Annotated in this window: 29 protein-coding genes; 21 read left to right on the top strand and 8 right to left on the bottom strand. The window is 67.2% G+C overall.

The features are described 5' to 3' along the window. Nucleotides 1–59 precede the first annotated feature (59 nt). The 12 genes from DK842_RS08730 to DK842_RS08785 all read left to right on the top strand — a co-directional run bounded on the left by DK842_RS08730 (nt 60) and on the right by DK842_RS08785 (nt 8,822). Entirely contained in the window at nt 60–350 is a 291-nt protein-coding gene (locus DK842_RS08730; protein WP_114061111.1) for a hypothetical protein, read from the top strand. Between the two features lie 82 nt (nt 351–432). Beyond that, nucleotides 433–1,656 (top strand): molybdopterin-dependent oxidoreductase, encoded by a 1,224-nt coding sequence (locus tag DK842_RS08735; RefSeq protein ID WP_114061112.1) that lies wholly within the window; start codon nt 433–435, stop codon nt 1,654–1,656. Then, nucleotides 1,653–1,970 (top strand): cytochrome c, encoded by a 318-nt coding sequence (locus tag DK842_RS08740; RefSeq protein WP_114061113.1) that lies wholly within the window; start codon nt 1,653–1,655, stop codon nt 1,968–1,970. Before DK842_RS08735 ends, DK842_RS08740 begins: the two co-directional genes overlap by 4 nt. A gap of 75 nt (nt 1,971–2,045) precedes the next feature. Then, the gene (locus tag DK842_RS08745; RefSeq protein WP_114061114.1) at nt 2,046–2,867 is read left to right on the top strand and encodes a CPBP family intramembrane glutamic endopeptidase; all 822 of its coding nucleotides are present in this window, start codon (nt 2,046–2,048) and stop codon (nt 2,865–2,867) included. Nucleotides 2,868–2,991: 124 nt separating this feature from the next. Further along, nucleotides 2,992–3,480, top strand: a complete 489-nt coding sequence (gene purE, locus DK842_RS08750; RefSeq protein ID WP_114061115.1) for a 5-(carboxyamino)imidazole ribonucleotide mutase — start codon at nt 2,992–2,994, stop codon at nt 3,478–3,480. After that, nucleotides 3,480–4,610, top strand: a complete 1,131-nt coding sequence (locus DK842_RS08755; protein WP_114061116.1) for a 5-(carboxyamino)imidazole ribonucleotide synthase — start codon at nt 3,480–3,482, stop codon at nt 4,608–4,610. The genes purE and DK842_RS08755 overlap by 1 nt, the downstream gene beginning before the upstream one ends. A gap of 44 nt (nt 4,611–4,654) precedes the next feature. Beyond that, complete coding sequence (gene fos, locus DK842_RS08760) at nt 4,655–5,071, top strand: fosfomycin resistance glutathione transferase (protein WP_114063684.1); 417 nt, start codon at nt 4,655–4,657, stop codon at nt 5,069–5,071. Then, nucleotides 5,071–5,760, top strand: a complete 690-nt coding sequence (locus DK842_RS08765) for a DNA alkylation repair protein (protein WP_114061117.1) — start codon at nt 5,071–5,073, stop codon at nt 5,758–5,760. The genes fos and DK842_RS08765 overlap by 1 nt, the downstream gene beginning before the upstream one ends. Continuing rightward, a complete protein-coding gene (locus DK842_RS08770; RefSeq protein WP_114063685.1) occupies nt 5,760–6,638 on the top strand; it encodes a phosphoribosylaminoimidazolesuccinocarboxamide synthase in 879 nt (292 codons plus the stop codon). The genes DK842_RS08765 and DK842_RS08770 overlap by 1 nt, the downstream gene beginning before the upstream one ends. Nucleotides 6,639–6,734: 96 nt before the next feature. Further along, a complete protein-coding gene (locus DK842_RS08775; protein WP_114061118.1) occupies nt 6,735–7,316 on the top strand; it encodes a GNAT family N-acetyltransferase in 582 nt (193 codons plus the stop codon). 17 nt (nt 7,317–7,333) lie between these two features. Further along, nucleotides 7,334–7,870, top strand: coding sequence for a cysteine hydrolase family protein (locus DK842_RS08780; RefSeq protein ID WP_114061119.1), 537 nt, complete (start codon nt 7,334–7,336; stop codon nt 7,868–7,870). Nucleotides 7,871–7,886: 16 nt separating this feature from the next. Further along, entirely contained in the window at nt 7,887–8,822 is a 936-nt protein-coding gene (locus tag DK842_RS08785) for an alpha/beta hydrolase (RefSeq protein ID WP_114061120.1), read from the top strand. A gap of 54 nt (nt 8,823–8,876) precedes the next feature. Here DK842_RS08785 and DK842_RS08790 read toward each other — a convergent pair whose 3' ends face one another. Then, nucleotides 8,877–9,443 (bottom strand): carbonic anhydrase, encoded by a 567-nt coding sequence (locus tag DK842_RS08790; protein ID WP_114061121.1) that lies wholly within the window; start codon nt 9,441–9,443, stop codon nt 8,877–8,879. 183 nt (nt 9,444–9,626) lie between these two features. Between DK842_RS08790 and DK842_RS08795 the strand changes: the two genes are divergently transcribed. From DK842_RS08795 to DK842_RS08805, 4 genes are all read left to right on the top strand, one after another. Then, nucleotides 9,627–11,648: an NADPH-dependent 2,4-dienoyl-CoA reductase gene (locus DK842_RS08795; protein ID WP_114061122.1), complete on the top strand. Its 2,022-nt coding sequence runs from the start codon at nt 9,627–9,629 to the stop codon at nt 11,646–11,648. Nucleotides 11,649–11,895: 247 nt separating this feature from the next. Beyond that, nucleotides 11,896–12,111: a hypothetical protein gene (locus DK842_RS23665; protein ID WP_198414659.1), complete on the top strand. Its 216-nt coding sequence runs from the start codon at nt 11,896–11,898 to the stop codon at nt 12,109–12,111. Between the two features lie 9 nt (nt 12,112–12,120). Next, nucleotides 12,121–12,282 (top strand): carboxymuconolactone decarboxylase family protein, encoded by a 162-nt coding sequence (locus tag DK842_RS23670; protein WP_198414660.1) that lies wholly within the window; start codon nt 12,121–12,123, stop codon nt 12,280–12,282. A 163-nt stretch (nt 12,283–12,445) separates the two neighbouring features. Beyond that, on the top strand, nt 12,446–13,438 hold the full coding sequence (locus DK842_RS08805) for an extracellular catalytic domain type 2 short-chain-length polyhydroxyalkanoate depolymerase (protein ID WP_114061123.1): 993 nt from the start codon (nt 12,446–12,448) through the stop codon (nt 13,436–13,438). A 68-nt stretch (nt 13,439–13,506) separates the two neighbouring features. On the opposite strand, the gene aroG is transcribed toward DK842_RS08805, so the two are convergent. The 6 genes from aroG to DK842_RS08835 all read right to left on the bottom strand — a co-directional run bounded on the left by aroG (nt 13,507) and on the right by DK842_RS08835 (nt 17,927). Further along, a complete protein-coding gene (gene aroG / locus DK842_RS08810; RefSeq protein WP_114061124.1) occupies nt 13,507–14,568 on the bottom strand; it encodes a 3-deoxy-7-phosphoheptulonate synthase AroG in 1,062 nt (353 codons plus the stop codon). A gap of 132 nt (nt 14,569–14,700) precedes the next feature. Continuing rightward, nucleotides 14,701–15,111 carry an RNA polymerase-binding protein DksA gene (gene dksA, locus DK842_RS08815; protein WP_011133729.1) on the bottom strand — a complete coding sequence of 137 codons (411 nt, stop codon included), beginning with the start codon at nt 15,109–15,111 and terminating at the stop codon, nt 14,701–14,703. Between the two features lie 285 nt (nt 15,112–15,396). After that, entirely contained in the window at nt 15,397–15,702 is a 306-nt protein-coding gene (locus DK842_RS08820; protein WP_114061125.1) for a c-type cytochrome, read from the bottom strand. 81 nt (nt 15,703–15,783) lie between these two features. Beyond that, nucleotides 15,784–16,365 (bottom strand): YggT family protein, encoded by a 582-nt coding sequence (locus tag DK842_RS08825; RefSeq protein WP_114061126.1) that lies wholly within the window; start codon nt 16,363–16,365, stop codon nt 15,784–15,786. A 9-nt stretch (nt 16,366–16,374) separates the two neighbouring features. Further along, nucleotides 16,375–17,178 (bottom strand): pyrroline-5-carboxylate reductase, encoded by an 804-nt coding sequence (gene proC / locus DK842_RS08830; protein ID WP_114061127.1) that lies wholly within the window; start codon nt 17,176–17,178, stop codon nt 16,375–16,377. 53 nt (nt 17,179–17,231) lie between these two features. After that, a complete protein-coding gene (locus DK842_RS08835) occupies nt 17,232–17,927 on the bottom strand; it encodes a YggS family pyridoxal phosphate-dependent enzyme (RefSeq protein WP_114061128.1) in 696 nt (231 codons plus the stop codon). Between the two features lie 130 nt (nt 17,928–18,057). Between DK842_RS08835 and DK842_RS08840 the strand changes: the two genes are divergently transcribed. The 5 genes from DK842_RS08840 (at nt 18,058) to thpR (ending at nt 24,146) form a co-directional block, all read left to right on the top strand. Continuing rightward, nucleotides 18,058–19,095 (top strand): type IV pilus twitching motility protein PilT, encoded by a 1,038-nt coding sequence (locus tag DK842_RS08840; protein ID WP_114063686.1) that lies wholly within the window; start codon nt 18,058–18,060, stop codon nt 19,093–19,095. Between the two features lie 65 nt (nt 19,096–19,160). Beyond that, nucleotides 19,161–20,297 (top strand): PilT/PilU family type 4a pilus ATPase, encoded by a 1,137-nt coding sequence (locus tag DK842_RS08845; RefSeq protein ID WP_114061129.1) that lies wholly within the window; start codon nt 19,161–19,163, stop codon nt 20,295–20,297. A gap of 28 nt (nt 20,298–20,325) precedes the next feature. Next, nucleotides 20,326–21,939 carry a response regulator gene (locus DK842_RS08850; RefSeq protein WP_114061130.1) on the top strand — a complete coding sequence of 538 codons (1,614 nt, stop codon included), beginning with the start codon at nt 20,326–20,328 and terminating at the stop codon, nt 21,937–21,939. Between the two features lie 37 nt (nt 21,940–21,976). Continuing rightward, nucleotides 21,977–23,590, top strand: coding sequence for a response regulator (locus tag DK842_RS08855; protein WP_114061131.1), 1,614 nt, complete (start codon nt 21,977–21,979; stop codon nt 23,588–23,590). A 4-nt stretch (nt 23,591–23,594) separates the two neighbouring features. Beyond that, nucleotides 23,595–24,146 carry an RNA 2',3'-cyclic phosphodiesterase gene (gene thpR / locus DK842_RS08860; RefSeq protein ID WP_114061132.1) on the top strand — a complete coding sequence of 184 codons (552 nt, stop codon included), beginning with the start codon at nt 23,595–23,597 and terminating at the stop codon, nt 24,144–24,146. On the opposite strand, the gene DK842_RS08865 is transcribed toward thpR, so the two are convergent. Continuing rightward, nucleotides 24,127–24,858 (bottom strand): glycoside hydrolase family 16 protein, encoded by a 732-nt coding sequence (locus DK842_RS08865; protein ID WP_114061133.1) that lies wholly within the window; start codon nt 24,856–24,858, stop codon nt 24,127–24,129. The two genes, thpR and DK842_RS08865, sit on opposite strands and share 20 nt — an antisense overlap. Between the last annotated feature and the right edge of the window lie 97 nt (nt 24,859–24,955).

The following is a 24,955-nucleotide window of genomic DNA, read 5'->3' on the forward strand; positions in this document are numbered from 1 at the left end:
GGCGAACCAGTCCCGGCCGACCCGGTCTATACGAGTTTCGCCCGAAACGACGCAGACCGATGTCCACGCCTTCTTCCGACTGGATCCCAGCCGTCGCGCTGCTGGTCCTGTATGTTTTCACGCTGCTGTATTCGCTGTTCCAGAGCTGGCACCAGCGCCGGCTGTACTGGCTGGGCTGCGCGCTGCTGCTGGTGGGCGGCCTGATGCTGATGCTGCAGGCCGAGCCAGCCGCGCCAGCCTCCGGCGAGATGCCGCCCGGCTTCGGCCTGGGCGTGTGGGTGGCCGTCCTCGGCATCGCCGCCACCCTGGGCGGCGCGCTCACCCGCCGCTGGCGCGCGCGCCGCGGCTGAGCGCCTGTCCCTTTCTCCGGTAGACGGCCGCCGGCGCGGCTCCTAGCATCGCGCTGATCTCCCATCAGGTAAAGGCGCGGACATGGACGATGCGGCCAGCCGCCGGACACTGCTGAAAGCCGGCCTCGCCGCCGGCTGGCTGGGCCTGGCCGGCCGCGCGCGCGCCGCCTGGCTGGAGCAGAACTTCGACAACGGCTGGCGCGAGCTGGTCCCCTACCCGCAAAAGATGCCGCTGATGCGCATCACCACCCGGCCGGTGCATCTGGAAACACCGTTTTCCCAATTCGACCGCAGCCTGATCACGCCCAACGAGGCGGTATTCGTCCGCTACCACCTGGCCGGCCATCCGCTGGACATCGACCCCGACGCCCACTCGCTGGCCATCATCGGCGCAGTGAAGCGGCCGCTGACGCTGACGCAGGCCGACCTGAAAAAACGCTTCGAGACGGTGCGCCAGACCGTGGTGATGGAATGCGCCGGCAACGGCCGAGGCCTGTTCGAGCCCCGAGTGCCGGGCGCGCAACTGGGCAACGGCTCGATGGCCTGCGTCGAAATGGCCGGCGCGCGGCTGGCCGACGTGCTGGCCGCCGCCGGCGTGCTGGACGGCGCGCGCCAGATCGCCTGCCGCGGCGTCGATCAGCCGGCGCTGGAGCAAACGCCGGCCTTCGTCCGCTCGCTGGACCTCGCCGACGCGCTGCGGCCGGAGGCGATGATCGCCTGGGAGATGAACGGCCGGCCGCTGCCGGTGCTCAACGGCTACCCGATCCGGCTGGTGATGCCCGGCTTCTACGCCGCCTACTGGATCAAACACCTATCGCAGATCGAAGTGCTGGACCACGTATTCGACGGCTGGTTCTCCAGCCAGGCCTACACGGTGCCCGACACGCCGGACAACGGCGTGCCGCCCGGCAGCATGCCGGCCAAGACGGCGCGGCTGACCCGGCTCAAGGTGCGCAGCTTCGTCACCAATCTCGCAGACGGCGACATCGTCGCCGCGCCGGAAGGCCGGCTGGCGCTGCGCGGCATCGCCTTCGACGGCGGCAGCGGCATCCGCCGGGTAGAGGTGTCCGCCGACGGCGGCGCCGGCTGGCGGCAGGCCGAATTGGGGCCGGACGCCGGGCGCTTCGCCTTCCGGCCCTGGACGCTGACGCTGGACGGCGTGAAGCCGGGCCCGCTGACGCTGATGGCGCGCGCCGCCGCCAACGATGGCCAGACCCAGCCGCTGCTCCAGCCATGGAACCCGGGCGGCTACGCCCGCAACGTGGCCGAACGGGTGAAGATCGTCGTCGCGGAGACGAAGCGATGAGGGCCGCTCTGCTGGCCCTGGCGTCGCTGGCCGCCTCCGCCGGCGCGGTAGGCATCACATTGCCCAATGAGACGGCGATGCTGCCGGACAGCGGCCATCCCGGCTATCTGCCGGCGCTGCAGCGCTGCATGATCTGCCATTCCGCCGATTACATCGCGCTGCAGCCGGACTTCGACGAAGCGCGCTGGCGCGCCGTGGTCGACAAGATGCGGCAGGCGTTCAAGGCGCCCATTCCGCCGGAGGAGGTGGCGCCGATCGCCGCCTACTTGGCCGACGCCCAGCGCCGCCGGCTGCTGCGGCCGCATCCTCCCTAGCCCTGAGGAACCGTTTGGCCTCGCCGCGTCCAACCCTTATCATCGGGCGCTTGCCCATTCCGCGACGGAGCCGCCATGTTCACGCTTTCCTCCCTGACGCTGGCCGCCTACGGCCTGCTGGCGCTGGGACTGACCGCCGCCAGCCTGCGCCAGGAAGCGCCCGGCTGGATCGCCCTGATCACCAGCGCGATGCTGGCGCTGGCCGCCGGCCTGTTGCAGCCGCTGGGCGCGCTGGCGGTGACCGCCGTCGCCGGATTGACGCTGGCGTTGCGCCGCTACCCGCGACCGGAGCTGTACCTGGTGTGGATCGCCGCGCTGCTGGCGCTGGCGGTGCACGCGCTGCCCGGTTTCGACAATCCGCTGCTGTGGCAGGGCAAAGCCAGCGCCGACAGCGCGCCGTACCGGTTGTTCTGGAGCTACGACAAGGGCGTGGCCGGCTTGCTGCTGCTGCTGAATCTCGCCCGCGCGCCGCTGCCGCAGCGGCAACTGGGCTGGCCGGCGGCGGCGGTCGGCGCGCTGGCGCTGCTGTTCGTGCTCGGCATCGCCGCCGCCACCGGCGTCATCGGTTTCTCGCCGAAATGGCCGGCTTGGCTGCTGCCGTGGCTGTTGGCCAACTGTTTCCTGGTGTCGCTGGTGGAAGAAGCTTTTTTCCGCGCCGGCATCCAGCGCTGGCTGGAGCTGCGCACCGAGCCCTTCGCCGCGCTGATGGCGGCGTCGCTGCTGTTCGGCCTGGCCCACTTCGCCGGCGGCTGGGCCTGGGTGGGGTTGGCCACGCTGGCCGGCATCGGCTACGGACTGATCTACGCCGCCCGCCGCCAGCTGTGGCTGGCCGTGCTGGCGCATCTGGGCTTCAACACGCTGCACCTGTTGCTGTTCGCCTATCCGAAACTGGCGTGAAGGCGGGAATTCGAGACAGCTTTATTCTCTAACTATCTTGATCTGAAAATAAAAAACCATAACGGGCAGGGAGCGCAGTCGGGTAAAATCGCGGCTTCTTCGTCATTCTGCGAGCAGCGTTTCCATGATTGAAGTCGGCATCGTGATGGGTAGCAACAGCGACTGGGAAGTGATGCGGCACGCCGCGAGCATGCTGAAGCGTTTCGGCATCGCCTGCGAAACCCGCGTCGTCTCCGCCCACCGCACCCCGGACCTGTTGTTCCAATACGCGGAAGAAGCCGCGCCGCGCGGCTTGAAAGCCATCATCGCCGGCGCCGGCGGCGCCGCCCACCTGCCGGGCATGCTGGCGGCCAAAACCCCCGTGCCGGTGCTGGGCGTGCCGGTGCCGTCCAAATACCTGCGCGGCGAGGATTCGCTGCTGTCCATCGTGCAGATGCCCAAGGGCATACCGGTCGCCACCTTCGCCATCGGCGAGGCCGGCGCCGCCAACGCCGCGCTGTTCGCGGTGGCGATGCTGGCCGCCGCCCGCCCGGAGTTGGCCGAGCAACTGGTCGCCTTCCGCCGGGAACAGGAACAAACCGTGCTGGCGATGACGCTGCCGGAGGTTGAATAATGGCCGCCATCCTGCCGCCGGCGATGCTGGGCATACTGGGCGGCGGCCAGCTGGGCCGCATGTTCGCCGTGGCCGCCAAGACCATGGGCTACCGCGTCGCCGTGCTGGACCCGGACGAAAACGCCCCCGCCGCCGCCTTCGCCGACCGCCATATCCGCGCGCCGTACAACGACCCGGCCGCGCTGCGCGAGCTGGCCGACAGCTGCGCAGCCGTCACCACCGAATTCGAAAACGTTAACGCCGACGCGATGCGCGAGCTGGCGCGCCGCACCCGCGTGTCGCCGTCCGGCGATTGCGTCGCCGTCGCCCAGGACCGCATCGCGGAGAAAAGCTGGATCAACAAGGCCGGCCTGCCCACCGCGCCGTATCTGGCCATCGAGAGCGTGGAGGACATCCAAGTGGACCTGGCGCCCTACCTGCCCGGCATCCTGAAAACCGCCCGCCTGGGCTACGACGGCAAGGGCCAGGCGCGGGTGAAGACCGCGGCCGAGGCGCGCGCCGCCTACGCCAATCTGGGCGGCCAGGCCTGCGTGCTGGAAAAGATGCTGGACCTCAAGCTGGAAGTGTCGGCCATCGTCACCCGCGTCAGCGCGGCGCAGAGCGCGGTGTTCCCGGTGGCGGAAAACATCCACCAGGACGGCATCCTCGACGAATCCATCGTGCCGGCCCGCATCGCTCCGGCGCTGGCCAAGCAGGCGCAGGAGATGGCCCAGAAGCTGGCCGACGCGCTGGACTACGTCGGCGTGCTGGCGGTGGAGTTCTTCGTGTTGCAGGACGACAGACTGGTAGTCAATGAAATCGCCCCGAGGCCGCACAATTCCGGCCACTACACGCTCACCGCCTGTCTGACCGATCAGTTCCAGCAGCAGGTGCGCGCGATGTGCGGCCTGCTGCCGGGCCGCACCGACCTGCTCAGCCCGGTGGTGATGGTGAACCTGCTGGGCGACGTGTGGAAAGACGACGGCCACGAGCCCAACTGGGACGTGCTGGCCGAGGCCCCTAACGCCCAGCTGCACCTGTACGGCAAGAAGCAGGCGCGGCCGGGCCGCAAGATGGGCCACTTCAACGTGATGGCCGCCAGCGCAGACGAGGCGCTGGACCAGGCCAGGGCGTTGAAGGACACCTTGTAGCGAAAGAAATGGCGAGGCCGGCGGCTTCGCCATTTTTCATCCCGATGCAGCTGAACGGACTCAACCATCTGACCCTGGCGGTCGCCGACCTCGACCGGTCCTGGGACTTCTACCACGGCCTGCTCGGCGCCCGTCCGCACGCGCGCTGGGCCGGCGGCGCCTACCTGAGCCTGGGCGAACTGTGGCTGTGCCTGTCGCTGGACGCGCCCGAACCCGGCAGCGGCTACACCCATTACGCGTTCGACGTCGCGCCCGCCGATTTTCCGGCCTGGACCGAGCGGCTCAGCGCGGCCGGCGTCGGCGTGTGGAAAGACAACCATAGCGAGGGCGGCTCGTTTTATTTTCTGGACCCGGACGGCCACCGGCTGGAGCTGCACGTCGGCTCGCTGCAAAGCCGCCTCGCCGCCTGCCGCGCCCAGCCTTACCGGGACATGGTGTTCTTCGACCAGGAGGCCTGCTGATGGGCGCGATAGACGATCTGCGTGACGCGCTGGCCGCCGCCGCCGATCCGGCGCGCGCGCCGGCGATGCGCGCCTATATGCGCGACCGGTTCGACTTCCTCGGCGTCGCCGCGCCGGCCAGGCGCAAGGCTGCCGCCGCCTGGATCCGCTCGCAGGACGCGGCCGGCCCCGACGGCTGGCTGGAACTGGCCGACGCGCTGTGGCGGCAGCCGGAGCGCGAATTCCAGTACGTGGCGGTGGACCTGCTGGCCCGCCATGCCCCCGAATTGCCGGCGGCCGCCTTGCCGCGGCTGCTGGCGCTGGTTGCCGCCAAATCCTGGTGGGACACCGTCGACGGTTTGGCGGCCTGGATCATCGGCGAGCTGGTCCGCGCCCGGCGCGTGCTCCAAACCGACACAGACCGGCTGTCCGGCGACGGCGATTTCTGGCTGCGCCGCGTCGCCATCCTGCACCAGCTGTACTGGAAGCGCGACACCGACGCCGAACGGCTGTTCCGCTACTGCGCGGCCAACGCCGCCGATCCCGAATTCTTCATCCGCAAGGCGATAGGCTGGGCCTTGCGCGAATACGCCTATACCGACGCCGAGGCCGTGCGCGGCTTCGTCGCGTCCGCCGCGCTGTCGCCGCTGTCGCGGCGAGAGGCGCTGAAACGAATCCAACAGAAACCCCTGCCCGCGAAGGACGCATGATGACCGGACTCAACACCACCAACCTGACCAGCCTGAAAAAGATCTACTCCGGCAAGGTGCGCGATCTGTACGAGATCGACGGCCAGCGCATGCTGATGATCGCCACCGACCGGCTGTCCGCCTTCGACGTGATCCTGGATGACCCGATCCCGGCCAAGGGCCAGATCCTGACCGCCATCTCCAATTTCTGGTTCGACAAGCTCAAGGACGTGGTGCCCAACCACCTGACCGGCGACCAGCCGGAAGACGTGGTGGCGGCGGAAGACCTGCCGCAAGTGGAAGGCCGCGCCGTGGTCGCCAAGCGCCTGAAAGCGGTGCCGATCGAGGCGGTGGTGCGCGGCTACCTGGCCGGCTCCGGCTGGAAGGAATACCAGCAGTCCGGCGCCATCTGCGGCGTGGCGCTGCCGGCCGGCCTGCGCGAGGCGGACCAGTTGCCCGAGCCCATTTTCACGCCGTCCACCAAGGCGGCGGTGGGCGACCACGACGAGAACATCAGCTTCGCCCAGTGCGAGGCCATCGTCGGCAAGGAACTGGCGGCCCAGGTGCGCGACACTGCCATCCTGCTGTACAAGACGGCGGCCGAATACGCCGCCACCCGCGGCATCATCATCTGCGACACCAAGTTCGAGTTCGGACTGGACGAAAACGGCGTGCTGACGCTGATGGACGAGGCGCTGACGCCGGACTCCAGCCGCTTCTGGCCGGCCGACAGCTACCAGCCGGGCAGCAATCCGCCGTCCTTCGACAAGCAGTTCGTCCGCGACTGGCTGGAAGCCTCCGGCTGGAACAAGCAGGCGCCGGCCCCGGCCGTGCCGCTGGAGGTGCGCGAGAAGACCGCCGCCAAGTACCGCGAGGCGCTGGAACGCCTGGCCGGCTGAACGCCGCCGCCGCCGCCGGCCTTGCCGGCGGCATGTCTTGAGCATTGACTGGCATTGCGTCTAATATCGGGCATCCGTTTCAGATACCGCAATGTCATGACCATTCCGCAACCGATGCTGGCCACGGCCCGTCTCAGGCTGTTGCCCGCCGATCCGGCCCTGGCCGCATCCATGCTGGAGCACCAGCTGCGCAACCGCGAGCACTTCGCGCCCTGGGACCCGACGCCAGGCGAGCAGTTCTACACCGAAACCTACTGGACCATGCAGCTGCGCCAGCGCGCGCGCGACTGGGAGGACGGCGGCGGCGCGCGCTTCCTGCTGGCGGCCCAGGCCCGGCCGGAGCGGGTGATCGGCACCGTCAGCCTCAGCAATATCGTGCGCGGCGTATTCCAGGCCTGCCATCTCGGCTATGGCATAGACCACGCGCATCAAGGCCAAGGGCTGATGCGCGAGGCGCTGGAGGCGGCCATCGGCTTCGCTTTCGACGAACTGAAGCTGCACCGCATCCAGGCCAACTACCAGCCCGCCAATGTCCGCAGCGCGGCGCTGCTCAAGCGGCTGGGCTTTGTCGTGGAAGGCCGGGCCAAGGATTATCTGTATATCAACGGCGCCTGGCGCGACCACGTGCTGACCGCGCTGACCTGCCCGCATTTCGACAGCCGGGCGTTGCTCGGCTGAACACAATGGAGAAAATCATGAAGCAAGCCCTGTTGGTGATAGACGTGCAAAGCGGCATGTTCGACCAGGCGCCGTTTCCGGACGATATGGAGGCGGTGCTGGAGCGGATCAACGGCCTGGCCGAGCGCGCCCGCGCCGCCGGCGCGCCTGTGATCTGGGTTCAGCATGAAAGCCCGGCAGGCCTGCTCGGCCGCGGCGGCCCCGGTTGGCAATTGGCCGCCGGCCTGCGCACCGCAGATGGCGACCGCTACTTGGCCAAGACCACGCCGGATTCTTTTTTGCGCACCGAGCTGGACGCGCTGTTGAAGCAGCTGGGCGTGGAGAGCGTGGCGATCTGCGGCTACGCCAGCGAGTTCTGCGTCGACACCACCACCCGCAGCGCGCTGGCGCGCGGCATCCCGGTGACCCTGGCCGGCGATGCCCACACCACCCACGACAAGCCGCACGCCAAGGCCGCGGTGATCCGCGCCCACCACAGCTTCGCCCTCGGCAACCTGTCCAGCTTCGGCACGCCCATCGCGGTGAAGGACGCCGCCGACATCGCCTTCGATTGACCGCCAAAGGAAGCCCATGCGCCGCCTTGCCCTGACCGCCGCCGACGGCGTCGACATCCCCTTGTGCCGATGGCTGCCCGAGGGCGCGCCGCGCGCGGCGCTGCTGATTTCGCACGGCATGAGCGAGCACGCCGCGCGCTACGACCGTTTCGCCCAAACGCTGACGGCCGCCGGCTACGCGGTATACGCTCACGACCATCGCGGCCACGGCGCGTCGGCCATGCCGCGCGGCTTCTTCGCCGCCGACGACGGCTGGCGCAAGGTGGTGGACGATGTGGAGGCGGTGCGCCGCCACGCCGCCGCCGCGCATCCAGGGCTGCCGGTCGTCTTGCTTGGCCACAGCATGGGCAGCTTCATCGCCCGCGCGCACTTCCTGCGCCATGGCGACAAGCTGTCCGGACTGATGTTGTCGTCCACCGGCTATCGCCAGCGGCCGCTGGCCAGGCTGCTGGGCGCGCTGGCGCGCTTCCTGGGCCGCAGCGGCGGCTGGGACCATCCCAGCCGGCTGATGGCGGCGCTGGTGTTCGGCAGCTTCAATCTGGGTTTCCCGCCGTGGCGCACCAAGATGGAGTGGCTGAGCCGCGACGCGGCCGAGGTGGACGCCTACCTGGCCGATCCGGATTGCGGCTTCGATCCCGCGCCCGGCCTGTGGGCCGATCTGTTCGCCGGCATCGTCGAGCTGGAGAATGGCGAGGCGGCGGGCAAAGGCCTCAACCGCCGCTGCCCCATCCTGCTGTTCGCCGGCAGCCGCGATCCGGTCAGCCTGGGGCGGCTGGCGTTGGGCCAGCTGGAGATACGCTACCGCGACGCCGGCGCGCTGGACCTGCAAAGCAAGGTCTATCCCGGCGGGCGGCACGAGATGCTGAACGAGCGCAACCGCGAGGAAGTGGCGGCCGACATCCTGGACTGGCTGAACAGGATATCGGCGACGCGGGCCGCGTCAGCCGCTTGACGCGGCAGCTTGCCGGCGCGGCCCGCAGCCGGGGGGAGGGCGCGGCTGGCCGCGCTAGGATTCGATCAGATCCGCCTTGCCATCCAGGCCCATTAGATAGGTATCCACCGTCAGGTGCGGGTACTTGGCGGCGATTTGCCACTTCATGGCAGTCAGCGCCCGGGAGTGGATTTTGGACTCTTTCGCGGGATCCTTGGCAAAGTCTTCGCCGAACGCCACTTTGTAGGCGCCGCAGTCGCGATGGTCCAGCAATACCACCCGCTTGATGTGGTGCAGATCGATCGCTACGCCCAAGTGCTGCCAGAAGGTGGCGTTCCAGTCCGGAAATTTATCGGTAATGGCGGTCAACGATGCGCCGGCCAGCACGATGTGATCGTACTTGCCGCGCAGTCCCTGGCCATCCATGAATTCGCCGAAAGCGTGGACCAGTCGGTAATCCATGCAAGACAGCAACAAGGCGTCGGTGCCGCCGGCCGCCCAGCTGACGCGCGGCGCGAAGCTGCCCAGCAGCACGGCGCCGCCGCCCAGCGCGGCCAGTTTCAGAAAACCGCGGCGGCCCAGCTCGCGCTCCTGGAGCGGGGTCAGACAATCGCCGTGAGCGTGGCGCGATGATTCACACATCTTGTTCTCCTTGTCATGACGGAAAGTGCCGTCTCAGCGATTATAGATGCCTTCCCCGCGGCATCGCTGCGCGATGCCGTTGACAACTTACTTACCAGTAAGTATCTTGGCCGCAGGGTTGACATCGCCAGACGAATCAAAGGCTTGGACGCAACCGGGCCGACAACGACACGAGGAAGAAACATGAGCGCTTACCCGCACCTGCTGGCCCCGCTGGACCTGGGTTTCACCACGCTGAAAAACCGCGTGCTGATGGGTTCGATGCACACCGGCCTGGAAGAATCGCCGAACGGCTTCGAGAAAATGGCCGCCTTCTACGCCGAGCGCGCCAAGGGCGGCGTGGCGCTGATCGTCACCGGCGGCGTCGGCCCCAACCCGGAAGGCTGCGTGGCGGAAGGCGCGGCCCAGCTGTCCGACGCGCACGAAGTGCCGCAGCACAAGCTGATCACCGACGCCGTGCACGCGGCAGGCGGCAAGATCGCGCTGCAAATCCTGCACTCCGGCCGTTACAGCTTCCAGGAAAAGTGCGTGTCGGCCTCGCCCTTGATCGCGCCGATCAACTTCTACAAGCCGCGCGAGCTGTCCGACGCCGATGTCTGGCAAACCATCGCCGACTTCGCGCGCTGCGCCAAGCTGGCCCAGCAGGCCGGCTACGACGGCGTGGAAGTGATGGGTTCGGAAGGCTATCTGATCAACCAGTTCATCGCCCGCGCCACCAATAAGCGCGCCGACGACTGGGGCGGCAGCTTCGAAAACCGCATCCGCTTCGCCATCGAAACCGTCAAGGCGGTGCGCGAGGCGGCCGGCCCGGCATTCATCATCATCTACCGCCTGTCCATGCTCGATCTGGTGCAGGACGGCAGCAGCTGGGACGAAGTGGCCCAGCTGGCGCGCGAGATCGAAAAGGCCGGCGCGACGATCATCAACACCGGCATCGGCTGGCATGAGGCCCGCGTGCCCACCATCGCCACCATGGTGCCGCGCGGCGGCTTCGCCTGGGTGACCAAGAAGCTGATGGGCGCGGTGAAGATCCCGCTGATCACCACCAACCGCATCAACACGCCGGAAGTGGCCGAAGACATCCTGGCCAGCGGCTGCGCCGACATGGTGTCGATGGCGCGCCCCTTCCTGGCCGATCCGGACTTCGTCAACAAGGCGGCGGCAGGCCGCGGCGACGAGATCAACACCTGCATCGGCTGCAACCAGGCCTGTCTGGACCACATCTTCCAGGGCAAGCTGACCTCCTGTCTGGTCAACCCGCGCGCCTGCCGCGAAACCGAGCTGAACTACGAGAAAACCGCCGCGCCGAAGAAGCTGGCGGTGGTGGGCGCCGGCCCCGCCGGCATGGCCTTCGCCACCGTCGCCGCCGAGCGCGGCCATGCGGTGACGCTGTTCGACGCCGCAGCCGAAATCGGCGGCCAGTTCAACGTGGCCAAGCAGATTCCGGGCAAGGAAGAGTTCTACGAAACGCTGCGCTACTTCCAGCGCCGCATCGAAACCACCGGCGTGGAGTTGAAGCTGAACACCCGCGTCGCCGCGGCCGACCTCGCCGGCTTCGACGAAGTCATCCTGGCCACCGGCATCGCGCCGCGCACGCCGGCCATCCCCGGCGTGGATCACCCCAAGGTGCTCAACTATCTGGACGTGCTCAAGCACAAGCAGCCGGTGGGCAAGAAGGTGGCCATCATCGGCGCCGGCGGCATCGGTTTCGACACCGCCGAATACCTGACCCACGAGGGCGAATCCACCTCGCTGAACACCGAGGCCTTCATGCGCGAGTGGGGCGTGGACATGACGGGCGAAACCGCCGGCGGCCTGGCGCCGCAAGGCCCGCAGCCGCATAAGAGCCCGCGCGAGGTCTACCTCTTGCAGCGCAAGACCAGCAAGGTGGGCGAGGGCCTGGGCAAGACCACCGGCTGGATCCACCGCGCCAGCCTGCAGATGAAGCGCGTGCAAATGTGGTCCGGCGTCAGCTACGACAAGATAGACGATGCCGGCCTGCACATCACGGTGAAGGGCGAGCAACAAGTGCTGCCGGTGGACAATGTGGTGATCTGCGCCGGCCAGGACCCGCTGCGCGAACTGCAGCAGCCGCTGCTGGACGCCGGCAAGACCGTGCACCTGATAGGCGGCGCCGACGTGGCGGCCGAGCTGGACGCCAAGCGCGCCATCGACCAGGGCTCGCGGCTGGCCGCAGCCATCTGATCTCACCGGATCTTGCCTCGAAGCCCCCGCCTCGCGGGGGCTTTTCAATTGCAGAGCGTCCAGCCATCCCAGAACAGCCTTGGGGTCTGTGCTTTGCCCCGCCCGAAAGGCGGGAGCATGGCAGGCGGGGCATTGAAAACTCCGGGTTTGAACTGAGAATCTCGGCGGCTGCTTAATCCGGAGGCGGGCTTGGGCGACACTGAATGCCAGGTGCATTGGCATCGAACAGTCGACAAGGAGCGCAAACATGATTCGCCAAGACGCGAAGTATCGGCAGGGCCTGGAGTTGATCGAGTTTCTGCATGGCGGGCATACCGGAGGAGAGCGTGTGGCCGCCGTGGCGGAAATCAGCCCCGATTTCGCCGACATGGCCATCGCCTGGGCCACCGGCCACATCCTGAGCCGTCCAGGCTTGGACCTGTCCACCCGCGAGCTGATCCTGGTGGCGGCCTGCGCCACCTAGGGATTCGCGTTGACGCAGCTGGTGGCGCACGCCGAGGCGGCATTGCGCGCCGGCGCCACCCGACAACAAATACACGAAACCATTTCGCAGCTGACGTTCTATGCCGGCGGGCCGGCAGTCAGCAATGCGCTGGTGGCGCTGAAGCACGTGCTGGGCGAAGCCCAGGCCTGATCATGCCGGCCCGCTTCCCGTGGGCTCTTTTCGCCTGTCGTGGCGGCGATTGCGCCGATTGTCATTGTATTTTCAGCAATAATTTGCCATTTTCATCATGAACCCGTGAAAACCCGTCCTTCCCATCCCGCCGGCGTGGCCGGCATGTTTTCGAGGAGCGTTCATGAGACTCAGATTCCTGCTATGCCTGGCGCCGCTGATGGCGTCCATGGCCTGGGCGGCCGAACCGCTGCCCGCCTTTCACGGCGACGCGCGGCAGTCATCGGCGTCCGGCCTGTCCTCCGGCGCTTTCATGGCGCTACAGTACCAGGTGGCGTTTTCCGGCTCGGTGGTTGGCGCCGGCGTGGTGGCGGGCGGGCCATATTACTGCGCGCAGGGCACGCTGGCCGGCACGCCGGCCTGCATGAGCGGGCCGCCGCCCAAAGCCGCCCAGTTGCTGGCCAGCGCGGGGCAGTTCGCCGCCGCCGGCCGCATCGACCCCTTGGGCGAGTTGGCCAAGCGGCGGGTTTATCTGTTCAGCGGCAGCCAGGACAATACGGTGAAGACGCTGGTGGTGGACGCCGCCGCCGAGTTTTTCCGCCTGGCCGGCATGCCCGCCGCGCAGATCGCCTACGAGCGGCGGCTGCCGGCCGGCCATGCCCAGATCACACCGTCCTACGGCAACGATTGCGGCGCCACCGCCTCGCCCTATCTCAATCATTGCCAATGGCAGGGCAAGGGCTACGACCAGGCCGGACTCATCCTGCAGCACATTTACGGCGCGTTGCGGCCCAAAGCGCCGACGCCGGCCGGGCGCATCGTCGCCTTTGACCAGAGGCCCTACGCCGCGTCGGGCAGCAGCCTGGCCGACGAAGGCTATGTCTACGTTCCGCGAGCCTGCGCCGACGGCGAGGCCTGCCGGGTCCACATCGCGCTGCATGGCTGCCAGCAGTACGCAGGCAAGGTGGGCGACGCCTTCTACGCCAATGCCGGCTACAACGGCTGGGCCGACGGCAACCACATCCTGGTGCTGTATCCGCAAACCACGACGTCGGCGCAGAACCCGCAGGGCTGTTGGGACTGGTTCGGCTACACCGGCGCGGCCTACGCCTGGAAAAGCGGCTTGCAGATGAAGGCGATCAAGCAGATGGCCGACCACCTGGTATCGGCGCGCTGAGCGCGAAAATGGCCATGCCCCGCCTGAGCGGGGCATGGCCGCTGCAGTCGCCGAAAAGGGCGAGCCGCTTATTCGCCGCGGGCGCGGCGCGCCTTGACCGCGTCGGCCAGCTGGCGCAGCAACTTTTCGGTATCGTCCCAGCCCAGGCAGCCATCGGTGATGCTCTGGCCGTACTTCAGCTCGCAGCCCGGCTTCTGGTCCTGGCGGCCCTCCACCAGATGGCTTTCCACCATCACCCCGAAGATGTTTTGGTCGCCGCCGGCGATCTGGCCGGCGACGTCGGCGCTGACCTCCATCTGGCGGCGGTAGTCCTTGCGGCTGTTGGCGTGGCTGAAATCCACCATCAGCTTGTGCGGCAGGCCGACGGCGGTCAGCTCGGCGGCGGCGGCGCGCACGTGCTCGGCAGAGTAATTGGGCTCCTTGCCGCCGCGCAGGATCACGTGGCAGTCCGGATTGCCGCCAGTGGAGACGATGGCGGAGTGGCCGGTTTTGGTCACCGACAGGAAATGGTGCGGCACGCTGGACGAGCGGATGGCGTCGACGGCGATCCTCAGATTGCCGTCGGTGCCGTTCTTGAAGCCCACCGGGCAGGACAGGCCGGAGGCCAGCTCGCGGTGCACCTGGCTCTCGGTGGTGCGCGCGCCGATGGCGCCCCAACTGATCAGGTCGGCGAAGTACTGCGGCGTGATCATGTCCAGGAATTCGGTGGCGGCCGGCATGCCCATGCTGTTCAGCGTCAGCAGCAGGCGGCGCGCGATGCGCAGGCCGGCGTTGATGTCGTAGGACTCGTTCAGGTGCGGATCGTTGATCAGGCCCTTCCAGCCGACGGTAGTGCGCGGCTTCTCGAAGTAGACGCGCATCACCACCACCAGCTCGTCCGCCAGCGCCTGGCGCAGCGGCGCCAGCTTCTGCGCATACTCTACGGCGGCGTCGACATCGTGGATGGAACAGGGGCCGATCACCACCAGCAGGCGGTCATCCTCGCCGCGCAACAGGGCCGAAATCTCGCGACGGGTGTTGTAGATCAGCTCGGAGGCCGATTCGCTGATCGGCAGCTCATACAGGTGGGCGATCGGAGGAAGCAGTTCCTTGATTTCGCGGATTCTGACGTCGTCGGTCTGGCGTTGCATGCGGTAGTCCCTTGTGGCTATTTCGTTTTCTGCATAGCAGCAAGATAACCGGATTTGTCGACAGGTGACAACCGCCAAGCAAAAGCGCCACGGCCTGGCGGCGGTGGCGCTTGGTGTGGGAAGGAACGACGCTTAGTCGGCGTACTGGCGCTTCATGCGCTCGCGGCGCTCTTGCGCCTCCACCGACAGCGTGGCGGTCGGGCGGGCCATCAGGCGCTTCAGGCCGATCGGCTCGCCGGTGTCTTCGCAGAAGCCGTAGGAGCCGTCTTCGATCTGGCGGATGGACGCCTGGATCTTCTGCAGCAGCTTGCGCTCGCGGTCGCGGGTGCGCAGCTCCAGCGCGTACTCTTCTTCCAGAGTGGCGCGGTCGGCAGGATCAGGGGTCGCTTCCTGTTCCTGCAGGTGATTGGCAGTGGCGTTGGCGTTTACCAGCAACTCCTGCTGCATTTGCAACAACCGTTCCTTGAAGAATTCAAGGTGGTCGGCGTTCATGTAGTCATCGCCTTCCCAGTTGAGGATATCCTGTTCGGTCAGCTTGGCCATGTTTGGTGCTTCCAGCATAGAGTTGGCAACAGGCGGAGAAGATTACCGGCGGGATTATGTTTGCGCAACTGTATTAAGCGCGAATCCCAATAATTCACCGGCTGCCGCTAACTTTTTATATAGCCCGGTTCGGTACCGATAACAAGTCCGCCCAAATTGGCAGAAATTAATAGGAACGACGGTTTCGACCCCGCGTTCCCCAACAAGTTCAAAGGCGGCAATCGCCGCCTTTGAACGGTGGCGAGTCCGTTGCGGACTTGCCTCATGACAGAGCGGGCCCTGTGTTTATTTCTGGCTCAGCACCCACTTCACCAAGGCCTTCAAATCGGCGTCGGGAATATTCGGATGCGGCGTCATCGGCACCGGGCCCCAGACGCCGGAGCCGCCGTTTTTCACCTTGGCGATCAGCTTGGCCTCTGCGCCCTTGTCGCCGGCGTATTTCTTGGCCACGTCCTTGTACGATGGGCCCACCAGTTTCTTGTCCACCGCATGACAGGCGGTACAGCTGTATTTTTGCGCCAACTGCAGATTGGCCATGGCCGGCGCGGCGGCGATGCCCAGCAGCAGGGCGGCGAGCAAGGTTTTTTTCATGTGGTTCTCCCTATCGCGTTTCACGTGGCCGCCGCCCGTTTGGACGGCGGTTGTCAAAAGTATGACAAATAACCCGTTTCTTTATCCCATGACATTGAGTTGGGTCAAGAACACTGCTTCGAGCCAGTTGACCGGAGCGGCCAGAATCACCCACAGGATGATGGTCAGCGCCATCGGCGCCAGGTCGACGCCGCCGACCACCGCGCGGCGGAACGGCCGCAGGAACGGCCGGGTCAGGCTGTCCAACACCGGCGCCAGCGGATTGTAGGGATTGACCCAACTGAGCACCGCCTGGACGATCACAGCGCCCAGCAGCAGCTTCAGCGACAGCTGGAACACCGCCAGCACCGACCACAGCGACAGCACCATCCAGGCCTGCGGCAGCGCGAAGATTTCCGGCCGCCACCACAGCAGCACCATCAGCACCCGCGCCAGCAGGCACACCAGCCAGGCCAGCAGCAGGGTGGCGGTGTCGTAGCTGCGCACCGAGGGCACCAGCTTGCGGGTCGGCAGCACCAGGAAGTTGGTGGCCGCCACCACGAACTGGCACAAGGGGTGCTTGAACGGCGCGTGGGCCACCTGCAGGTAAAAGCGCAGCACCAGCACCAGCGCGAACAGGTCGGTCAGCACCTGGATCAGGGATTGCAAGGTAGAAACGAACATGATGCGGCATCACTCCTGGCTGAGTTCGCGGCCCATCTCGATCGAGCGGTCGCGGCAATCCATCGCGCCGGCGACGATGGCCGCCTTGACGCCTTCGGCTTCGAAGCGCGCGATCGCGCGCTCGGTGGTGCCGCCCTTGGACATCACGTTCCGGCGCAGTTCGGCTACCGGCAGCGGGCTCTGCCGCGCCAGCTCCACCGCGCCGTCGAAGGTGGCGAGCGCCAGCTCGCGCGCCTGAACTTCGCTGAAGCCGGCCTTCACCCCGGCCTCTATCAGGCTTTCGATGAAATAGAACACATAGGCCGGGCCGCTGCCGGAGACGCAAGTGATGTCGTCGATGCCGGTTTCTTCGCTCAGCCACACGGTGACGCCGGCGGCGCGCATGACGGTTTCGGCCGCCTCGCGGTCGGCGGCGCCCATCGCGGGGTCGGCGTACAGGCCGGACACCCCCTTGCCCACCATGGCCGGGGTGTTGGGCATCACCCGCACCACGCGGTCCGATCCCAGCCAGCGGCCAAGCGCGTCCAGCCGGATGCCGGCGGCGATGGATACCGCCAGCGCGCCGTTAAGCACAGGCGCCAACGCCAGACACAGCTCGCGCAGTTGCTGCGGCTTGACCGCCAGCACCACTACGTCGTCGGCGGAAAAACGCTCGGGCAGCGTTTGGCCGCCGCTGCAGCCGAAGTCAGCGGCCAGCTGGTCCAGTTTGTCCTGCTGATGCTCCACCACGTGGATGCGGTGGCCGCCCTGGCGGGCCAGGCCGCCGATGATGGCGCCGGCCATATTGCCGCCGCCGATGAAAGTGATCCGCATAGCGTCCCCTTGTGGATGCCTCGCCGTCCGGCGCGCGCCGGACGGCGTGGTGTTCAATGTTGGTAGTCGCGCTGGCCGAAGATGGCCGAACCCACCCGCACCAGAGTGGCGCCTTCGGCCACTGCGGCCTCCAGGTCGGCCGACATGCCCATGGACAGCGTGTCCAGCGCCAGGCCCTCGGCTTCCAGCGTTCGCTTCAGCTCGCGCAGGGCGGCGAACTGCGCCGCCAGCCGCGCCGCGTCCTCGGTCGGCTCCGGGATGCACATCAGGCCGCGCAGGCGCAGCCTGGGCAGCGCCGCCACCGCCCGGGCGAGCGAGGCGGCGTCCTCGGGCGCGCAGCCGCTCTTGCTGCTCTCGCCGGACACGTTGACCTGCACGCACACGTTCAGCGGCGGCAGGCCGTCCGGCCGCTGCGCCGACAGCCGCTCGGCTATCTTCTGCCGGTCTATCGAATGCGCCCAGTGCGCCAGCTCGGCGACGACGCGGGTTTTGTTCGACTGCAGGGGGCCGATGAAGTGCCATTCTATCTCCAGGCCGGCCAGCGCCTCGCACTTCTGTTGCAACTCCTGCACGTAATTCTCGCCGAAGGCGCGCTGGCCGCAGCCGTAGGCGTCGCGCACGTCGGCGGCGGGAAAGGTTTTGCTCACCGCCAGCAGCGCCACGCTCTCCGGCGCGCGGTCCGCGGCGGCACAGGCCGCGTCCAGACGTTGTCTGACGCGGGACAGGCGGGAAGAGAGGGAATCGCTCATATTGTTTTCATTTCCGTGAAGCGCCGGCCGGGGGATATCCGCCCGCCCGGCAAGCGCATACAATGGATTGCGGGCCGGCCATGCCAATGGGGAAACGGCGGGCGGCGACGATGTCATCGTGGAGGATTATATGGAAATTTCCGAGCTCCTGGCTTTTACCGTCAAGAACAAGGCCTCCGACCTGCACTTGTCCGCCGGCCTGCCGCCGATGATACGGGTCAACGGCGACATCCGCCGCATCAACCTGCCGCCGATGGACCACCATGACGTGCACGATATGGTGTACGACATCATGAACGACTACCAGCGCAAGATTTTCGAAGACACCTACGAGTGCGATTTCTCGTTCGAGCTGCCCGGCATCGCCCGTTTCCGCGTCAACTCCTTCATCCAGAACCGCGGCATGGCCTCGGTATTCCGGGTGATCCCGAGCAAGGTGCTGACGCTGGAGCAACTAGGCGCGCCCCGCATCTTCCAGGACATCGCCAACTACCCCCGCGGCCTGGTGCTGGTGACCGGGCCCACCGGCTCCGGCAAGTCCACCACGCTGGCGGCGATGATAGACTATGTCAACGAAAACGCCTTCTCGCACATTCTTACCGTGGAGGACCCGATCGAGTTCGTCCACGAAAGCAAGAAGAGCCTGATCAACCAGCGCGAGCTGGGCCTGCAGACCCACAGCTTCGCCAACGCGCTGAAAAGCGCGCTGCGCGAGGATCCAGACGTGATCCTGGTGGGCGAGTTGCGCGACCTGGAGACGATACGGCTGGCGCTGACCGCGGCCGAAACCGGCCACCTGGTGTTCGGCACCCTGCACACCAGCAGCGCGGCCAAGACCATAGACCGGATCGTCGACGTGTTCCCGGCGGGCGAGAAGGAAATGGTGCGCTCGATGTTGTCGGAATCGGTGCGCGCGGTGATCGCGCAGACGCTGCTGAAAACCAAGGACGGCGCCGGGCGGGTGGCGGCGCACGAAATCATGATAGGCACGCCGGCGATACGCAACCTGATCCGCGAGAACAAGATCGCGCAGATCAACTCGATGATACAGACCGGCCAGCAATACGGGATGCAGACGCTGGACCAGTGCCTGGCGGACCTGACCCGGCGCAATATGGTGTCGCCGGGCGAGGCGCGGGCCAAGGCCAGCAACAAGGACGCGTTCTGACGCCGCCGGGCCGACGGCCGCGATAGCGGGCTAGACTGAAAGCAGCTCACGCAGGAAACGACGCCATGGAAAAAGACCAGGCCTCCAAGTTCATCCACGACCTGCTCAAGCATGCGGTCGGCAAGAACGCCTCCGACATCTTCATCGCCGCCGAATTTCCGCCGGCGATGAAGATAGACGGCAAGATCACCCCGGTGGCGCCCCAGCCTTTGAGCGCGCTGCAAAGCAAGGAGCTGGTGCGGGCGGTGATGAACGACCGGCAGACCGAGGAGTTCGAAGCGAAGAAAGAAGCCAATTTCGCGATCAACCCGCCCGGCGTCGGCCGCTTCCGCGTCAGCGCCTTCGTGCAGCAGGGCATGGTGGGCATGGTGCTGCGCAAGATCAACACCGAGATTCCCACCTTCGACCATCTGAATCTGCCCGAGGTGCTGAAGGACATCGCGCTGATCAAGCGCGGACTGGTGATCTTCGTCGGCGGCACGGGCTCCGGCAAGTCCACTTCGCTGGCGGCGCTGGTGGACTGGCGCAACAGCAACAATCAGGACCACATCATCACGATCGAGGACCCGATCGAGTATGTGCACACCCATAAGAAGTCCATCGTCACCCAGCGCGAGATCGGCGTCGATACCGAGAATTGGGAGATCGCGCTGAAGAACACGCTGCGCCAGGCGCCGGACGTGATCCTGATGGGCGAGATCCGCGACCGCGAAACCATGGCCTACGGCCTGCAGTTCGCCGAAACCGGCCACCTGTGCCTGGCCACGCTGCACGCCAACAACGCCAACCAGGCGCTGGACCGCATCCTCAACTTCTTCCCCGAGGAGCGCCACCAGCAGGTGCTGATGGACCTGTCGCTGAACATGCGCGCCATCATTTCGCAGCGGCTGGTGCCGCATAAATCCGGACGCGGACGGGTGGCGGCGGTGGAGATCCTGCTCAACAGCCCGCTGGTGTCGGACATGGTATTCAAGGGCGAGATCGCCGGCCTGAAGGAGGTGATGTCGCGTTCGCGCGAGGCCGGCATGCAAACCTTCGACCAGTCGCTGTTCGAACTGTACGAGGCGGACTTGATCACTTACGAGGATGCGTTGCGCAATGCGGACTCCATCAATGACCTGCGCTTGAAAATCAAGCTGTACAGCGAAAGCGCGCGCAATCGCGATCCGCTGGAAGGCATAGACCACCTGGACATCGTCTGAGACCGGCGGCAAGCCGGCGTGCCCCATCATGCAATTCGACACCAATACCACCGTCCTGATCATCGAAGACTCCCAAACCGTGCGCCAGGGGTTGCGCACCATGCTGTCCATGGCCGGCATCACCCGCTCCGAAGCCGTCAGCAACGCCAGCGAGGCGCGCAACCGGCTGCGCGGCAAGAACTACGACGTGGTGCTGTGCGACTACAACCTGGGCGAGGGCATGGATGGCCAGGAGTTGCTGGAGGCGATGCGCAAGGGCGGCAACCTGCCCTTGTCCACCATCTGGATCATGATCACCGGCGAGCGCCATTATGAGCGGGTGGTGGCCGCCGCAGAGATGGCGCCCGACGACTACATCCTCAAGCCCTTCGCCTCCCAGCTGCTGCTGGATCGGATGAATCTGGCCGGCCAGCGCAAAACCTTTCTCTCGCCGGCGCACAAGCTGTTGTCCCAGGGCAAGGTGGAGCAGGCGATACAGACGCTGCTGCAACTGGCGCGCGAAACGCAGAATGCGCAATACCGGCTGGACGCCAAGCGCCTGGCCGCCGAGTTGCTGGTCAACGAAGGCCGCCAGGGCGAGGCCCTGTCCATCTATCAGGAGCTGCTCACCCAGCGCGTGATCCCCTGGGCCAAGATGGGCGTGGCGCGCATCGTCGCCGAGCAGGGCGAAACCCAGGAGTCCAACGCGTTGCTGCGCGAAATCATCGCCGACGCGCCGCGCTACACCGACGCCTACGACCTGCTGGCGCAGAACCTGATCGACGACGGCCAGTACCAGACTGCCGCCGTGGTGCTGGAAAAGGCGGTGGCGATCTCGCCGCGCAACTTCAATCGCCTGAAAAGCTGCGGCACCGCGCTGTTGCGCTGCGGCGATCCGGCCAAGGCTTCGGAATACCTGCAGCGGGCGGTGGAAATCGGCCGCAACAACACCTTCTTCGGCCCCGATGTGCTGGTGGATTTGTTGCAGGCTTGCAGCGAGAGCGGCCAGACTCAGCAGCTGGACCGGCTGCAGGCCGAGATCGCCGGCCGGCTGGACGAATTGCCCGGCGGCAGGCTGACGATGGCGGTATGCCGCGCGATGACTGCGCTGGCGCAGCAGCGGCCGGCCGACGCGCTGGCCCAGTTGCAAGGCGTGGCCGCCGATCTGCGCGCGCGCGACACCGACTTCGTCTCCGCCCAGCGTTTCCTGTCCGCCGCGGTCAGGCTGCCGGACGAGCTCAGCAGCGATCTGCCGCAGCAATGGGGACACGGCATCGCGCTGCGCTTCGCCGACGGCCGCCACGAGCTGGGCACGCTGCTGGAAATTTCCCACAAGCACGAGGCGGGCCACGCGGCCATCGAGCATGCCTACGAAACGCTGCAGCAGGAGAGCAACAAGGCGGTGGAACTGGCCGGCAACGGCAAGCTGGAAGAGGCCGCCGCCATGCTGTACCAGCTGTCGCAGGACACGCTGAACGAACGGATCAGCATGAACGCCTGCGCGCTGCTGCTGCGCAATTGCGAGAGCCGGCACAAGGCGAGCCGCGATTTCGCAGAAGAGCAGCGCCAGGTGCGGCGGCTGATAGACTGGCTGCCGGAAGACAACGAGCGGGTGCGCGGCTTCCTGCGCCGACTGCAGGCGCTGGACCCGGATTGCGAGTAAGCGCGCCCGCTTGAACCAGGCCAGCCAGAGACCCGACATGGCATTCGACGACAACACCAGCGTACTGATCGTGGACGACGCGCATACCATGGCACAGGGCATACGCTCCATCCTGGCACTGGCGGGCGTCACCCAATCCGAAACCGCCAGCCACGCCGGCGAGGCGCAGAGCCGGCTGCGCAGCCGCCGCTACGACGTGGTGCTGTGCGACTACAACCTGGGTCTGGGCATGAACGGCCAGGAGCTGCTGGAGGCGGTCCGCCGCGAAGGCGCGCTGCCGTTGTCCACGCTGTGGGTGATGATCACCGGCGAGCGCAATTACGGCCAGGTGGCCAGCGCCGCCGAAATGAGCCCGGACGATTATGTGCTCAAGCCCTTCACCGCCCAGCAACTGCTGGACCGGCTGGACGCGGCCGCCCAGCGCAAGGCTTTCCTCTCGCCGGCGCACCGGCTGCTGGACAAGGGCAAGGCGGAGCAGGCGATGGCGACGCTGGCCGACATGGCCGGCCAGGCCGACAACCGCCTGCGGCGGCTGGACGCGCAGCGGCTGCTGGGCGAGCTATTGGCGCGCGAAGGCAAACAAGCGGCGGCGTTGCAGCTGTACCGCGCGGTGCTGGAGCGGGACTCGCAGCCTTGGGCCAAGATGGGCGTCGCCCGCATCCTGGCCGAACAGGGCGACGGCGGCGGCAGCAACGCGCTGCTCGGCCAGGTGATCGTCGAAGCGCCGCGCTACACCGAGGCCTACGACCTGTTGGCGCAGAACCTGGTCGACGACGGCGACTACGCGCGCGCCGCCGGGGTGCTGGAAAAGGCGGTCTCGCTGTCGCCGCGCAATTTCAACCGCCTGCACCACTACGGCACCGCGCTGCTGCGCAGCGGCGATTCGACGAAGGCGGTGGAGCCGCTGCAGCGCGCGGTGGATATCGGACGCGGCAACAGTTTTTTCGGTCCGGACGCGATGGTGGACTTGCTGCAGGCGCGCTGCGAGAGCGGCCAGACCCAGCAGCTGGACCGGCTGCAGCACGACATCGCCTCCCGCCAGGCCGAGCTGTCCGGCGGCCCGCTGACCATGGCGGTGTGCCGCGCGCTGACCGCGCTGGCGCAGCAGCGGCCGCAACAGGCCGAAATCCACTTGGCCGAAGCCGCGGCCTGGATACGCGCGCCGGAAACCGATTTCGACAGCGCGTTGCGGCTGTTGTCCGCCGCCGCCAAGCTGCCGGAGGCGCATGGCGCCGGGCGCGCGCCTGACTGGGCGCGATCGGTGGCGCTGCGCTTCGCCGATGGCCGCCACGAGCTGGGCAGCCTGCTGGAAGTGGTGGCGCCGCAAGCGGCTTGCGGCGACGCGGTGCGCGCCGCCTACGCCGAGTTGCAGGAAAAAAGCCGCGCTGCGCTGGAGGAAGCCAACCAGGGCCGGCTGGAAGCCGCCGCCGAGATGCTGCACGGCGAGGCGATGGGGACGCTGAACCGCCGGCTGGGCATGTATGGCTGCGCGATGCTGCTGCGCATCGCCGAGAACCGGAACGAGGCCGGCCTGCCGCTGGGAACCGAGATGCAACGGCTGCGCGAGTTGCTGCACTGGCTGCCGCACAGCGACGAGCGCGTGCGCGGCTTCGTCAGGCGCCGCCAGGCGCTGATCCGCCACGAAGAATAGCGCCGTGCGAGCCTTCCTGGCCTGTTTGCCGCCGCCGGACTGCCTGGCGGCGCTGCAGGCGTGGCAGGCCGGCTTGCAAGAATGCGCAGGCGGCAAACCCCTGCCCGCGGCGCAGCTCCATCTCACCCTGGCGTTCCTGGGCGAGGCGACGCCGTTGCAGCTGCAGTCGGCCGCCGACTGCGCCGAGCGGGCGGCGGAGAGCCTGCCCGCCGCCCTCGTCCTGGACGCCTGCGGCAGCTGGCGCGATCTGGGCTGGTGCGGGCCGCGGCGCCCGCCGGACGATCTCAACCGCTGGGCGGAACGGCTGCGGGCCGATCTGCGCGCCGCCGGCGTCGCGACGGATGGCAGGCCCTACCGGCCTCACGTCACGCTGCTGCGCGGGCTGGCGCGGCCATTGCCGGCTCGGCGCCTGCCGCCGCTGGTCTGGCCGCTAGAAGAGGTGGTCTTGCTTGCTTCCGAGTTGCGCGCCGCCGGGGCCTGCTACCGGCGGCTGGATGGCTGGCGGCGGCCGGACGCGCGCCCCGGCGTAGCCGGCGCTATCGCGCGGCGGGAATGAACCTGAACTCCTGGATCACCACCTCCACCTCGCGGCCATCGGTTGGCGGCCGGCCCTGGAACAGCCACAGGTTGAGGTGCGCCGGCAACGGCTGCTGCGGCACGCGCAGCGAGGCGTCGGCCGGGGCGAAGCGCCAGTGGGCGATCGGGTAGCGGTCGCCGTCCTGAAATCCGTGCAGCGACTGGTATTCCACCGCCGCCGCGCTCCAGTCGAAGCGATGGGTGCTGTAGTCGCCGTTGAGGGAGAAATCGAAGCTGTAGGATGTCGGCTGCGGACCAGGGCGGGCCGGGTACACGGTGTAATTGCCCATCGGGCTTTCCGGACTGCCCCAGCGCGCGAACTCGATGTCGATCTCGTTGCTGCCGTCCGGACCGACATCCGCCGGCGGGTAGTTGAACAGGCCAAGCACCACGTTGGGATCGAATCGGTCCGGCCGGCCGATCAGCTTGAACTGATAGCGGCCGAAGCCGAGCCGCTGCCGCAGGTAGAGCTCGGCGGCGGTCCACTGGCCGCCGCGCTTGGCGATCTTCAGATGCAGCCGGCCCTGCGCGTCCAGCCAGACATTGTCCTCGCTCCACACGTTAGGGCCCGGGCCGCTGCTGCCCTGATTGCGCACCTCCCAGTCATAGCCGGAGAAACGGATGGTTTTGGCGGAGGCGGGCAAGGCCAGCGCGGCCAGCAGCGCGCAACCCAGCGGCAAGATGGTTTTCATGGCGACGGCTCCGATGAGGGGAGCCGCCATCTTGCCAGCAAACCGTCTGGCGGAGGGGGCTGCCTGTTCCTCCGGGCGGGCGGCGCCCGTCCATGGA

Source organism: Chromobacterium phragmitis (genome assembly GCF_003325475.1).
In the GTDB taxonomy this organism is placed as follows: domain Bacteria; phylum Pseudomonadota; class Gammaproteobacteria; order Burkholderiales; family Chromobacteriaceae; genus Chromobacterium; species Chromobacterium phragmitis.